The organism is Sinorhizobium sp. KGO-5 (assembly GCF_036245905.1).
Taxonomy (GTDB): domain Bacteria; phylum Pseudomonadota; class Alphaproteobacteria; order Rhizobiales; family Rhizobiaceae; genus Sinorhizobium; species Sinorhizobium meliloti_A.
On the sequence record NZ_BDIZ01000001.1, the window covers coordinates 1,605,821 to 1,618,987 of the forward strand.

A 13,167-nucleotide genomic window follows, 5' to 3' on the forward strand; every position below is an offset into this window, starting at 1 on the left:
GCACGAAAGCAAAACCTGAGGCGCGCCGCATGAATTAAATGCGGCGCGCCTCAGCCTCATGTGGACGGGCTCGCCGCCGCGCGGATATTCCTTGCGGAGTTCGGCGCTGTCGCCATAGTGCTTCCCTCAACGACAATGTCGTGCCTCCCTCGGAGGTACAGAAATCGTTGTCACTTTAACGAATCACTGCCAACGGAGGAAACGATGCCGCTCCAATCGATGACCGGCTTTGCCAGGAAAGAGGGGAGCACCGGACGGTATCGCTGGGCCTGGGAACTCCGTTCGGTCAACGGCAAAGGTCTCGACATGCGGCTTCGCCTGCCGCCGGGACTGGAACGTATCGAACCCGACTGCCGACGTCTCGCCTCGCAGTACTTCTCGCGAGGGAACCTGCAGGTCGGCCTTTCACTGAGCGGTACGGAAGTTTCGGCCGAGGCAGTTCTCAACGAGGAGGCGCTCGCCGCCGTCCTGAAGCTTCGCGAACGATTGGGCGATGTCGTCGATCCGGCGCCGCTCAAACTCGATACGCTGCTTTCCATTCGCGGCATTGTCGACTTCCGCGAGCCGGAGGAGAGCGAGAACGAGCGCGCGGAACGCGACGCGGAGATACTCGCCGGCCTGGAAGGCGCGCTCGCCGATCTGCGGACGATGCGGGAAGACGAGGGCAAGGCGCTCGGGCAGGTGCTGCTCGCCCAGGTGGAGCGCATCGAGAAGCTGACCGCGGTAGTCGAAAACGATCCGTCCCGCAGCCCGCAGGCGATCGCCGACAGGCTGGTGCAGCAGGTTTCGGTGATCATGGCCAACGCGTCCGGCATCGACCGCGAAAGGCTGCATGCGGAGGTCGCGCTGCTTGCGACGAAGGCCGATCTTCGGGAGGAACTCGATCGGCTGAGTTCCCATATCGGCGCTGCCCGCGACCTCCTGACAAAGGGCGGGCCGGTCGGACGCAAGCTCGATTTCCTTGCACAGGAATTTAACCGAGAATCGAATACCATCTGTTCGAAATCGAATGCCGCTGCCGTGTCTGCTGCCGGTATCGAATTGAAGGTCGTGATCGACCAGTTCCGCGAACAGGTTCAGAATCTGGAGTAGGATATGAAACCGGCGACCGTTTCGCCCATCAAGATCGCTCGTCGCGGGCTGATGCTCGTGATTTCCTCGCCCTCAGGTGCGGGGAAGTCTACGATCGCCCGCAACCTGCTCGAAGCCGATCCGGACTTGAGCATTTCAGTGAGCGTGACGACGCGTTCGCGGCGGCCGAGCGAGATCGAGGGGCGGCACTATTTTTTCAAGTCGATCCGAGAGTTCGAGGCACTGAGGGCAACGGACTCGCTGCTCGAATGGGCCGAAGTGCACGGCAATTACTACGGCACGCCGCGTGACGCCGTCGAGAAGGCGATGGGCGAAGGGCGGGACATGCTTTTCGACATCGACTGGCAGGGCGCCCAGCAGCTGCAGGAAAAAATGGCGGGCGACGTGGTATCGATCTTCATCCTGCCGCCGTCCATGGCGGAGCTGCAGTCGCGGCTCCATCGGCGCGCCGAGGATAGTGAAGAGGTCATCGCGACGCGGCTCGCTAATTCGCGCGCCGAAATCGAGCACTGGCGCGAATACGACTATATCGTGGTCAACGACGATCTCGACCGGGCCTTCTCCGCCGTCAGGGCGATCGTCGAAGCCGAGCGCCTTCGCCGCGACCGGCGCCCCGGCCTCTTCGAATTCGTCAACGGACTGCTGACGGAAAATCCACTCTGAACGCGCCGCTTATCCCTTCGCCCGCCTTGCGGGAAGAGGGGGCCGGCAGGCGTATGAGGGGGAAGACAACCGGCGGCTGCGGGCTCGTTCCTGCGCTGTCGCAAGCGTCCGACTCTACAGACAATTGGCCAGTCGGCAAAATTCTTCCACAGTCAGGGTTTCCGCGCGGCGTTGCGGATCGATGCCCGCCTTTGCAAGCAGCGCCTCGCCACCGAGGGGTTTCAGGCTCTGGCGGAGCATCTTGCGCCGTTGGCCGAAGGCTGCCTGGGTGACCTTCTCCAGGACCGCGGGCGAGCAGGGGATCGGAGCTTCGACAGGCTCGAGATGGACGACCGTCGACGTCACTTTGGGCGGCGGTGTGAAGGCCTGCGGCGGCACGTCGAATGCCAGACGCGGCTTTGTACGCCAGCCGCAGAGGACGCCGAGCCTGCCGTAGTGATCGTCATCGGCGCCGGCGACGATCCTGAGGCCGACCTCGCGCTGGAACATCAGCGTCAGGGATTGCCAGAAGGGCGGCCAGTGCCCTGGCAGCAGCCAATTGACGAGAAGCTGTGTGCCGACGTTGTAGGGTAGATTGGCGATGATGCGCACCGGGCCGTCGGCAAGCGATTCGAAGTCCACCTTCAATGCGTCGCCCTCGATGATGTCGAGCCGCCCCGGATAATGGGCGCCGATCTCGGCGAGTGCCGGCAGGCAGCGCGAATCGCGCTCGATCGCAACGACCTTCTTGGCCCCCAGAGCGAGGATCGCCCGTGTAAGGCCGCCGGGACCCGGACCGACTTCGATCACCGTCACGTCCTCCAGCGGACCGGCGGTGCGCGCGATCTTCTGGGTAAGGTTGAGATCGAGGAGGAAATTCTGGCCGAGCGCCTTCTTCGCGTCGAGACCGTGGCGCTGGATGACGTCGCGTAGCGGCGGCAGACCGTCGAGAGCCGCCATCAGCGCTTCGTCCTGCCGGCGTTGCGGGCAAGTTCTTCTGCAAGCCGCAGTGCCGCAAGAAGGCTTTCCTCGCGCGCGATCCCTTTCCCGGCCAGACTGAAAGCGGTTCCGTGATCCGGAGAGGTTCTGATGAAGGGCAGGCCCAGCGTGACATTGACGCTGTCGTCGAAACCGAGCGCCTTGGCCGGGATCAATGCCTGATCGTGATACATGCAGATGGCGACGTCGTAGCTTTCTCTCGCGCGATCGTGAAACATGGTGTCCGCCGGCAAGGGGCCGACGACGTCCAGCCCCTCGGCGCGCAGCCGATCGATAACGGGGCGGATGACGGCATCGTCCTCGCGGCCGAGCGCGCCGCCTTCGCCCGCATGCGGATTGAGACCGGCAATCGCCAGGCGCGGCGCCGGCAGGCCGAAACGGCTCCTGAGGTCGGCCGCGGTGATCGTGCAGGTCTCGTAAATCAACTCCGGCGTCAGCGCGGCTGGAACGTCCTTGAGCGGGATATGGATCGTGACCGGGACCGCGCGCAGCTTCGGCCCGGCGAGCATCATCACCGGCAGGGCGGCAACGCCCGTTGCGCGCGCGGCGAGATCCGCGAGATATTCGGTGTGGCCCGGGAAGCGGAACCCCGCCTCGTAGAGCACTGCCTTGGCAATCGGATTGGTGGCGATGGCGGACGCCTCTCCCGCCAGCACGAGCCGGACGGCGGTGTCGATCGCATCGGTTACGGCGGAAGCATTCGCCGCATCGGGATTACCGGGAACCACGGGGGCAGGGGAGCGGATCGGCCAAACGGGGAGCGCCTGCCGGAAAGCGGCGACGGCCCCGAGACAATCGGTCTCGCATATCGGCACGGTCAGACCCAGGAGCTTGGCACGGGCGGCGAGTACCGCCGGATCGCCCACATAGAGAAACGGCGGTGTCGTCCGATCGGCCCGCTTCGCCCATACGGAGAGGCTGATGTCCGGGCCGATGCCGGCCGGATCGCCCATGGTGAGGGCGACCGGCCCGATGCTCGTCTCGCTCATACCGGCTCGTTACTTGTTGACGATCTGCGCCTTCGAGCGCAGTTCTTCAAGATATTTGGCGCTGTTCGGGTCTTCCCCCTCGGCCTTCTTCTTGCCGAGATCCTCGGCGCGGAAGACGATCTCGGCGGCGGCGTCGTCGTTGACCTGCCGCTTCTTGCAGATTGCCAGATATTCGACGCCTTTCTCGGTAACGCGCGTACCCGTCGTCATGCCGTCGCCGGCCTTTTCGACGAGCGGCTTCCAATCCTCGGGCAGCTGCTGTGCCAGAATCCGGCCGAGGCTGCGGATCGAAACGTCGCGGTAGTTCGCCGCGAAGGCCTTTGAGGTGTCGCAACCTGGAAACTGCGAGCGCGAGGCATTGGCTTCAGCCTGCCGCTTTGCCGTGATGGCGCCGCGCTTCGATTCGGGAATGACGAAGATGACCTGCTGCAGGAAATATTCCGTCGTGACCGGCTTGTTGCCGCCGCCCTGCATCATGCGCTTGACGAGGTCGCCGCCGGAAAGGCGGCTGGCGCTGCCGTAGCGGAAGTTGACGACACGCGGCCAGCTCATCTGGACTGCGATATACTGCTTGAAATGATCGATGCCGACGCCGGCCTGGTCAAGGATCTTGCCGAGCTGCTCCGGCGAAAGCTTGTTGCCGGCGGCGAAACGCGCGAAGGCGGCATCGACCTCCTCCGTGCTGACGGACTGCTGAACGCGCGCGATCTCGGCGCGCTTCAGTACCTCGTCGACGAGCTGCTGCTTGGCTTCGGCCGCGCCGCCGCTTTGCCTCTGAAGCCGAAGGAAAGCGACCCGCTTGGCTACGTCGCCTGAGGTGATCACGGTGCCGTTGACGACCGCCTCCACGGTACTCGCCGCCATTGCCGTGGTAGCCGTACCCGCTGCGACACTCAGCGCACCCGCCAGTGCAACCGCCGAAAGCAACCTCACGATCGCGTTTTTCCCGCCCATCATCATTCCCCTGTTCGTTCTGCCTCCCGTTGCCGGCGGCTTCAGTTGCCACACTGCCTTGCTACGGCGAGCTCTACGCGCCCCGCAAGTCGCGCGGCGTCATAGGTGTCAATGCGAGGGAAATGCATAATACATGCGGCCAAACAATGACAAGACCGCATGATCGATTCACGCCGGAGCCGACGCCGGAAGGACGCTTCAACTTATGAAACCGTCCTTTCCGAAGGTCGATTCCGATCGGGCCGATGCGGCGAGGGCGGAACATGGCCACTTCAGAGCACTTCCCAGGAAAAACGTGGAACGGTTTCCGTCCGGAAGTGCGCCGTTTCAAACGCTCTAGAAGTAGTCCAGTTCGTCGAACTTGGTGTCGCCGACATAGACGTCACCGAGCGTGCGGAAGCTGATGCGGGCGCCGATCGACCAATCGTTCGCAAGCGAACTGTCGGTGTCCCGCTCCTGCTTGTAGACGATCGAGAACAGCGTGTCCTGGTCGTCATAGGTGATGCCGAGGCCGTTGCGGGAGACGACGCCCGCGTCGATGTCGTAGGTCACCGCGCCGAAAACCGACCAATATTCGTGGAACCGGTAGGCGGCAGCGGTCTGGATTTCGTCCTGATCGAACGGTGAGCCATAGGTCGGCTGGGCTTCGATCCGCGTATAGGTGAGAGCGGCCTGCCAGTTCAGTCCGAGATAGCCGACCGTTGCATCGGCCCGGCGCAGCGAGAAGTCGCTTTCGTCCAGCCGTCCGGAGAGGCTCGCCATCAGACCCGACGGGGCATCGATACCCAACATGGCGACATAGTCGGAACTGTCGGTTTCGAGGCCCGAATCCGCCCCGACCTTGACGAGATCGTCCGTCGCGAAGGAATTGAGGCCGCCAAGGTGAAACGACTGGCCGGCTATGGCGCGCAGGCCGAAGCCGCTGTCGAAGCTTCCAGTATAGCGCAGACCGATATTCGCGCGCGTACCGCCCTCGATGCGATCGTAACCGGAGAATTTGTCGCGATCGAAGAGGTTGGTCGCGTCGAAGACGAAACTCTGCGCGTCTTCGTTCGGCAGTCCGCCCGCATATTGCTCGTCCGGACGCGCATACAGCTGCCCGATTGGCTCGAGAACGTGGGTGCTCGTCTCTCCAGCGAAGAGGATCGGATAGCGTGCCTCGAGACCGGCGGTCAACATTCTACGGGTCTCGGCATCGCTGCTGCTGAAGTTGCCGGTGTAACCGACCGGGTCATCCACATTCATGCCGAGGGCATCGCCGCGTGCCGCGAGCAGCGGTGTCAGCACAAGTCCGCCGGGCGCAATGAAGGTTCGCTTCCATTCGAGTTCGCCGGTGAGCCTGTGCGAGGTACCCTCGAGGCCGCGGAAGCGCTCGACCCCCAGCACGTTTATCCTGTCGAGCCGGTTGCGCTTGATGTTGGTAAGGTTGAAATCGGCGTTGAGTTCGCCGCCCAGGATCGGCTCCGGTGCAGTGTAGGAATAGTCGAGGACCTGCGCGATCGGCTGCTTGTTTTCGTCGAGGCTGTTTGGGTCGGCATCCTGAATGTCGAAATAGAAGGCCCGCAGGTCGAAATAATTGCGTTTTCCAAGGCCCGTGAGATAGGCCTGGTTCACATAGGTCGTGCCGTCGAAGGTCGACAGATCGTAGGTCTTGGCGAAGTTGTTGTCCGACTGGACGAGGACGTTCCAGCCGAAGCTCCAGCGCGGATTGATCTCGAATTTGCCCCGCGAAGCGATCATGCCGCGATTGGTTTCCAGCGCGTCCACGGTTCCCGGTGTGAATTGCTCCCTGTCCAGCTGGCTGATGCCGGCGACGTTCAGCGTATGCAGGCCGTTGTGGAACTGCTGCCGGAACTCACCTTCAAGGAGAAAACCCTGGCGGGTCAGCCCGGTGCCGGTGATCGTCGCGTCCATGTAGGGCGAGATCGCCCAGTAGTACGGCACTCCTACGCCGGCGCCGAGCTTTTGCGTGTAGCGGAACTGCGGGAACAGGAAGCCACTCTTGCGCTTGACCGTATGGTCCGGGATTTCCATCACCGGAATGTAGGCGATCGGCTTGCCGAAGAGCTCGAAATAGGCGTGCTCGAGCCGAATGGTACGGGTGCGTCCGTTCTGAATGATTCGCTGGGCCTTGATGTGCCACAGAGAGCGATGTTCCGGCTTGGTGTTGCACGGCGTGCATGCGGTGTAGACAGCCTTGTTGAGGATGAATTCCTCGCCATTGCGTCTTTCGCCGGTTTCCGCCGCCAGGCGCGTCAGATCCGTCGTTTCGATCCTGAGGGCCTGGACGAAGCCGTTGCCGAAGTCGTCGGTGACGTCCATTCTGTCGGCATAAACGATGTTGCCGCCCGGCTCGATGAGCTGGATGTCGCCGGTCGCGAGGATGCGGCCGGATTTCTGGTCGTAATCGACCTGCCGGGCCACCATCTTGTAGCCGCCGTATTCGATCTGCACATTGCCGCGTACGGTCACCTTTTCCGTGTCGCGATTGTAGACGAGCTCATTGGCGGTCAGCAGCAGCTTGGCGTCGGCAGGAATATTCGGCTGCAGTTCGTCGATTCGCGTCCCTGCATCCTGCGCCTTGGCTGGCGCATTCATTCCGATGGCAAGCATATGCAGCGCCACGCCTGCAAGCAGGGCAGCGTTGGTAAGCTTCATGCGTTTGCGGTTGCCTGCCGCCACTAGCCATCCTCCTGATGCAGTAGAATCGTCGAGCCCAGCGCCATTGCTACAACAACCGGCAGCCAGGCTGCAACGAACGGAGGCACAATGCCGCTGCTCCCGAATGCTTTGACAAGCACGGTGACGACATAAAGCACGAAGCCCGACAGGATTCCACCGAGAATCACCGATCGAGATTGGTTGAACCGGCTAAATTTTAACGAGACGCAGGCGGCGATCAGCGTCATGGCGACGAGCAGCAGCGGCAGCGACATGAGAGAGTGAAATTGCGTTTCCAGGCCGTTGGTGGAAAAGCCGAAGGACCGTGCCACTTCGATTTTCCGCGGAAGGTCAAAAAACTGAATAGAATCAGCCTTCGCCAGACGTTCCTGGACGAAATCCGGCTTCAGGTTGGTGCGAAGCTGTGCCGTTTCCATACGACGCGGCAGGCGCCCGACCTCCGTCTCGACGACGCCGTTAAGAAGCCAGTAACCATCTTCGAGTTTCGCCGACTTCGCATCCTGCCGGAGCGTGATTGAGCCCTGTGGATCGAAGTGGATAACGGTCACGTTGATCAGCTCGGTGCCGCCGTTCTGGACGGAGCGTGCGCCGATGATCGTGTCGGTGCCGTCGTAGATCTGCCGGAGCCAGGGAATCGAGTTCGCGGCGGCTGAACGGGTGGAGCCCCACTCCGCCTCCAGCGCTTCCGCCTTCTTGGTTCCCCAGGCGGCAAGCGGGTTGATCACGACCACGGCAAGCACGCCGAAGAGCAGGGCGCCGACGACGAACGGACGCAGGAATTGCCAGACCGAAATGCCCGCCGCCCGGGTTACGACGAGTTCATAGCGCCGGTTAAGGGAGATCAACGCCGCCATCGCCGCAAAAAGCGCGACGAAGGGCACCGTTTGCTGCAGAATCGTCGGAATGCGGAACGCGGTCATCAGCAGCGCGCCCGACACCGTGTAATGTGGCAGGTTCGACATGCGGCTGGTCAGTTCGCTGAAGTCGATGATGAAGATCAGCGCGAAAATGCCGACGAGGAACCAAAACGTGGTGCGTGCATAACGTTTGAAGAAATAACGTCCGAGCGTGTTGAAAATCATGAGGGCTGCTCCCCGTCGGCGCCCGCCGGCCGCACGAGCCGTAGCCTGACCATGAGGTCCGTGAGCTTTTCCTGCCAGGTCATGGGGATGTCGAGGCGCCGGTTGCTGGCAAGCTGCTGTATGGCAAGCGCTCCCGTCACCAGCGGGATCAAATACATGAGCGGCACGAACCATACCGAATCTTCGGCGCTGTTGGCCGCGTAGAACGTCATCCACCGGATGACCAGAGCCGCTCCAAGAGCGCTGACCATCGGGTGCACGCGTGCTTCGCGATGCGACCGGGCATCGCTGCTGACGACCAGTGCAATGAGGCCGAAGAGCAGCGGAAAGGTCCATTCGGTGAAGCGCCGGTGCAGCTCCGCCGCAAAGGCGCGCGGAGCTCTCTTGTAGGCTTCGTCGTCGGGATCGGGGTCAAGCAGATAGAAGAGATCGCGGTCCTTGGCGCGGATATTGGCCTCTCCCGCCATCCTGGTCAGGTCGGTCAGATCGAAGGCGTAGGAGTCGAACTTGATGATGGAAACGTCGCCGTCCGGCAGTTTGCGGTGGACCTCTCCGTCCTTCATCACCAGCGCGGAGCGTTCCTCGTCGACGGCTCCTTCGCGCGCATAGTAGACGAGTTCGAAATTCGGATCGCGCGCATCGGCGACGAAGATGCCCTGCAGCACGCCGCCGCTGCGGCGGGCGCCGACCTGAACGTAAAGCCCGTCGGTAATCTTGCGGAATGCGTTCTCCTGGACGACGGAGGCAAGCAGATCCGCATGGGCCGTCGCGATCATCTTGCGTACCGCAACGCGCGAATAAGGCTCGACGAAATTGTCGATGGCGAAGGAGAGGACGCTCAGTCCTGCCGCGAGAAACATCACCGGCCGGATGATGGACATGCGCGAACTGCCGGCGGCACTGAGCACCGTAAGCTCTGAATCGGTGTTCATCGCGCTCAGCGTCTGCGTCACGCCGATCACCAGGGCAAAGGGCAGGATGATCGGCACGACCGAGGGCAGAATCAGCGTCGCGAGCTTCAGGAAGGCGATGATCGACTGACCGCTGTCGGTAACGAGGTTGACATTGGTGAGCGCCTGCGTGGTCCACACGATGCCCATCAACGGCAGGAGCGTCGCCAGGAACATGATCGTGGCGCGCCGGAATATGTAGCGTTCGATGAGCTTCATAGCCGTATCCGGTCCAAGGTCCTGCTCAAATTCGTATGCCGTTCGGTTGCGGACGAGCGCGCAATTTCTTGCCGGCCGAGATGGCCGTCTTCGTCCCCGTGCCGCGAATCGGAATCTGCGACAACAGGGAAAATATAAGCCGAAGAATTTCGGTTAACCGCATGTAAACATGTGCGAGCATCTTGCCAAGCGCCTGAAAAGCGAGAAGGGTGCGCCCCACAGCTTCGATCACCGCCGACGTCGCGAATGTCGGTCACTGTAGCCGTCCGGTAACAGGCCGGGCGCCACCGTCAGAAAGTGCCTGGAGTCCTGCATGCCGATGAAATTCGAGTTTTCTTTCAGCAAATCCCACCGCCCGGCCGGCGGCGTCGCGATACTCCTGCAGGTTGCGGGCGCCAAGGAAGCGGCCGGGGCGGCTGTCGCCGATCCGGAGGGCGTCCTGGCGAAGGCGGCGAAGGTCGGGAAGTTCACTGGCAAGGCGCTCTCGACTCTCGACGTCATTGCGCCGCACGGCTCGCCGGCCGATCGGATTGTCCTGCTCGGCCTCGGGGACGCGGGCGGCGTCGGCGATCACGACTGGCTGAAGGCCGGTGGCGCCGCGGCTGCGAAATCGCGGTCTGCCGAAAAGATCACGGTTTTCCTCGATGCGCCGGGGCTCGAAGTGACCGGCAAGGCAGCTGCGGATTTCGCCCTTGGCATGGAAATGAATGCCTACGGCTTCGAGAGCTACAAGACCCGGAAATCGGATGACGAGCCGAAGGCGGCGCAGAAACCGGTCAAGGTCACCATCGTCACCGGCACGGTGATCGCAGCGAAAAAGGCCTTCACGACGGCCCAGGCGGTCGGAGAAGGCGTGTTTCTGGCGCGCGATCTCGTCAACGAGCCCGCCAACGTGCTGGGCCCCGTCGAGTTCGCGGCGCGCGCGAAGGAACTGGAAAAACTCGGCGTGGATGTCGAGATACTGACCGAGCGGGAGATGAAGAAGCTCGGCATGGGCGCACTCCTCGGCGTGGCGCAAGGCTCGTCCCGTCCGCCGCGGCTGGTGGTCATGCAGTGGAAGGGCGGAAAGGCCAAGGAAAGGCCGGTCGCCTTCATCGGCAAGGGGGTCGTCTTCGACACCGGCGGCATTTCGATCAAGCCCGCTTCCGGCATGGAGGAAATGAAGGGCGATATGGGCGGAGCGGCGGCAGTGACCGGCCTCATGCATGTCCTTGCCGCGCGCAAGGCAGCCGTCAATGCCATAGGTATCATCGGGCTCGTGGAGAACATGCCGGACGGAAGTGCCCAGCGGCCGGGCGACATCGTGACGTCCATGTCCGGGCAGACGATCGAGGTGATCAACACCGACGCCGAAGGCAGGCTCGTCCTCGGCGATGCCCTCTGGTACTGCAATGATCGCTTCAAGCCGCAGCTGATGATCGATCTGGCAACGCTGACCGGCGCGATCATGGTAGCGCTCAGCAATCATTACGCGGGGCTGTTTTCGAACGACGACCGGCTGGCGGAGCAGTTGCTCGCCGCCGGTTTGGCGACGCAGGAGCGACTGTGGCGGATGCCGCTCGGCAAGGAATACGACAAGATGATCGACAGCAAGTTCGCCGATATGAAGAACACCGGCGGCCGGCACGGCGGCTCTGTCACCGCGGCGCAGTTCCTGAAACGCTTCGTCAAGGACACCCCCTGGGCGCATCTCGACATCGCCGGCACCGCCATGGGCTCGCCGACCGACGAGATCAATCAGTCATGGGGCTCGGGCTTCGGCGTTCGTCTCCTCGACCAGCTGGTGCGGGCGAACTACGAATCGTGACCGTTGGCCCGAGATCGGAATGACCGAGATCCTTTTTTACCACCTGACGGAATCGAAGCTCGAAGACGCCCTGCCGCCGCTGCTCGACAAGAGCATCGAGCGCGGCTGGCGGGTGGTCGTGCAGACGATCGACGCCGAAAGGCGTGATGCGCTGGATACGCATCTATGGGTCTATCGGGACGACAGCTTCCTGCCGCACGGGACGGACGCCGGCGATTTCGCGGCGGAGCAACCGATTCTCGTCGTCGCCGATGAAGGCAACCGGAATGCCGCGACTGTGCGCTTTGTCGTCGACGGCGCCGAGCCGCCGCCGGTTTCGGAATATGAGCGGGTTGTTTTCATGTTCGACGGCTACGACCAGCAGCAGCTCGAGGCGGCGCGCGATCAGTGGAAGCGGCTAAAGGGCGAGGGGCACAATCTCACCTACTGGCAGCAGAACCGTGACGGAAGATGGGAAAAGAAGGCGTGATCGACGCGAATCAGGCCGGAACCGGTTGCCCCGCATCCGGCCTGCCTTCCACCTTCTCCCCGCAGGCGGTGCGAAAGAGACTCGCGGCAGCGTCGTACTCGTCCCCTCGGGTTTAACCGGGGAGAGGGGCATCAGCGGCGGCGAGGGCGACAGCACCATTTCCGCACACGCGACACTTAGTCGTGGAATGCCTCGACGAATTTGCGGCGGCCGAGCATGAAGGCGTCGGCCACGTGCCGGAGCGGCGCCAGGTCGACATCCGATCTGCCGGCTTTGATGATCTCGGCGAAACGCCGATAGAGCATGGGGTACTCCTGCTCGGGCTCCTCGTGGACGATCTTGCCGTCGATCGCGAGTTTGGCGCCGCCCTCGGAGAGGACCATTTCGCCCGCATCGGTTTCAGCGACGATGTCCCAGCTCTGCTTGCCTGTCTGGCGCCAATCGAACTCGGCAGCGACATCGAGCTTTTCGGCATCGCTGAAGGCGATCGTGGCGGCGATCGGCGCGTCGCGGTTTTCGGGAAATTCGAGCGTCGCGGAGGTGATGAAGACCGGCCGGGGCAGGATGTGGGTCATGATCGAGAGCGCATTGATGCCGGGGTCGAAGACGCCCAGACCGCCGGCTGCCCAGATCCACTCCTGATTCGGATGCCAGTGGCGAACATCTTCCTTCCAGATGATCCGGACGTTACGTATCGCGGTCGACGCCAGAAACGTCTTTGCCGCCTCCACTGCCGGCGCATAGCGCGAGTGCCAGCTCGCGAAAAGCGAAACGCCTTTTTCGTCCGCCAGCGCCTCCAGGTCCGCGACCTCGCTCAAAGTCGCGCCCGGCGGCTTTTCGAGGAAGACATGCTTGCCGGCGGCAAGTGCGGTACGCGCCGCCTCGTAGCGGTATTGCGGCGGCATGCAGAGCGAAACCGCCTCGACCCCCGGCATGGCCTCGAGCATGGCCTCGATCGACTTGAAATTGTCGATGCCGTCCACCGTTCCATGGCGGCTCGCGGCTGCGATCAGGCGGTAGTCCGCGTTCTTCGCAAGCGCCGGCAGATGTTGATCGCGCACGATCTTGCCGACGCCAACGATGGCAATGTTGATTGGGGACATGGTGTTTTCCGCCCTGATTAGTATGATTTATTCCGCACCCTTTTAGCAGATTGGGAAATGCCGACAAGCCGGCATCCAGTTGCAAAAATTAGCCTAGCCGCTTGGGTGGACAAGATGGAACCCAAATCTATCTTGTCCGTCTTCTTGCCTCTCGAGGGGGTCTCCGAAGTCAGGATTTC

At 62.6% G+C, this 13,167-nt stretch carries 12 protein-coding genes; 4 read left to right on the forward strand and 8 right to left on the reverse strand.

What is annotated here, in order from left to right:
- Positions 1-204 precede the first annotated feature (204 nt).
- Both BHD07_RS07610 and gmk read left to right on the forward strand, forming a co-directional pair.
- On the forward strand, positions 205-1,092 hold the full coding sequence (locus BHD07_RS07610; RefSeq protein ID WP_338278843.1) for a YicC/YloC family endoribonuclease: 888 nt from the start codon (positions 205-207) through the stop codon (positions 1,090-1,092).
- 3 nt (positions 1,093-1,095) lie between these two features.
- Positions 1,096-1,755 (forward strand): guanylate kinase, encoded by a 660-nt coding sequence (gene gmk, locus BHD07_RS07615; RefSeq protein ID WP_018094665.1) that lies wholly within the window; start codon positions 1,096-1,098, stop codon positions 1,753-1,755.
- A 114-nt stretch (positions 1,756-1,869) separates the two neighbouring features.
- On the opposite strand, the gene rsmA is transcribed toward gmk, so the two are convergent.
- The 7 genes from rsmA to BHD07_RS07650 all read right to left on the reverse strand — a co-directional run bounded on the left by rsmA (position 1,870) and on the right by BHD07_RS07650 (position 9,841).
- A complete protein-coding gene (rsmA, locus tag BHD07_RS07620) occupies positions 1,870-2,694 on the reverse strand; it encodes a 16S rRNA (adenine(1518)-N(6)/adenine(1519)-N(6))-dimethyltransferase RsmA (RefSeq protein WP_338278845.1) in 825 nt (274 codons plus the stop codon).
- Entirely contained in the window at positions 2,694-3,722 is a 1,029-nt protein-coding gene (pdxA, locus tag BHD07_RS07625; RefSeq protein WP_338278847.1) for a 4-hydroxythreonine-4-phosphate dehydrogenase PdxA, read from the reverse strand. Before pdxA ends, rsmA begins: the two co-directional genes overlap by 1 nt.
- 9 nt (positions 3,723-3,731) lie before the next feature.
- On the reverse strand, positions 3,732-4,682 hold the full coding sequence (locus tag BHD07_RS07630; protein ID WP_198516721.1) for a peptidylprolyl isomerase: 951 nt from the start codon (positions 4,680-4,682) through the stop codon (positions 3,732-3,734).
- A 330-nt stretch (positions 4,683-5,012) separates the two neighbouring features.
- On the reverse strand, positions 5,013-7,358 hold the full coding sequence (locus tag BHD07_RS07635; RefSeq protein WP_100672113.1) for an LPS-assembly protein LptD: 2,346 nt from the start codon (positions 7,356-7,358) through the stop codon (positions 5,013-5,015).
- Entirely contained in the window at positions 7,358-8,440 is a 1,083-nt protein-coding gene (gene lptG, locus BHD07_RS07640) for an LPS export ABC transporter permease LptG (RefSeq protein WP_100672114.1), read from the reverse strand. The genes BHD07_RS07635 and lptG overlap by 1 nt, the downstream gene beginning before the upstream one ends.
- Positions 8,437-9,609, reverse strand: coding sequence for an LPS export ABC transporter permease LptF (lptF, locus tag BHD07_RS07645; RefSeq protein ID WP_100672115.1), 1,173 nt, complete (start codon positions 9,607-9,609; stop codon positions 8,437-8,439). Before lptF ends, lptG begins: the two co-directional genes overlap by 4 nt.
- A gap of 25 nt (positions 9,610-9,634) precedes the next feature.
- A complete protein-coding gene (locus BHD07_RS07650) occupies positions 9,635-9,841 on the reverse strand; it encodes a hypothetical protein (RefSeq protein ID WP_338278850.1) in 207 nt (68 codons plus the stop codon).
- An 81-nt stretch (positions 9,842-9,922) separates the two neighbouring features.
- Between BHD07_RS07650 and BHD07_RS07655 the strand changes: the two genes are divergently transcribed.
- Entirely contained in the window at positions 9,923-11,416 is a 1,494-nt protein-coding gene (locus tag BHD07_RS07655) for a leucyl aminopeptidase (protein WP_338278852.1), read from the forward strand.
- 19 nt (positions 11,417-11,435) lie between these two features.
- On the forward strand, positions 11,436-11,885 hold the full coding sequence (locus tag BHD07_RS07660) for a DNA polymerase III subunit chi (RefSeq protein WP_100672117.1): 450 nt from the start codon (positions 11,436-11,438) through the stop codon (positions 11,883-11,885).
- Positions 11,886-12,061: 176 nt separating this feature from the next.
- On the opposite strand, the gene BHD07_RS07665 is transcribed toward BHD07_RS07660, so the two are convergent.
- Positions 12,062-12,988: a Gfo/Idh/MocA family protein gene (locus BHD07_RS07665; RefSeq protein WP_338278854.1), complete on the reverse strand. Its 927-nt coding sequence runs from the start codon at positions 12,986-12,988 to the stop codon at positions 12,062-12,064.
- Between the last annotated feature and the right edge of the window lie 179 nt (positions 12,989-13,167).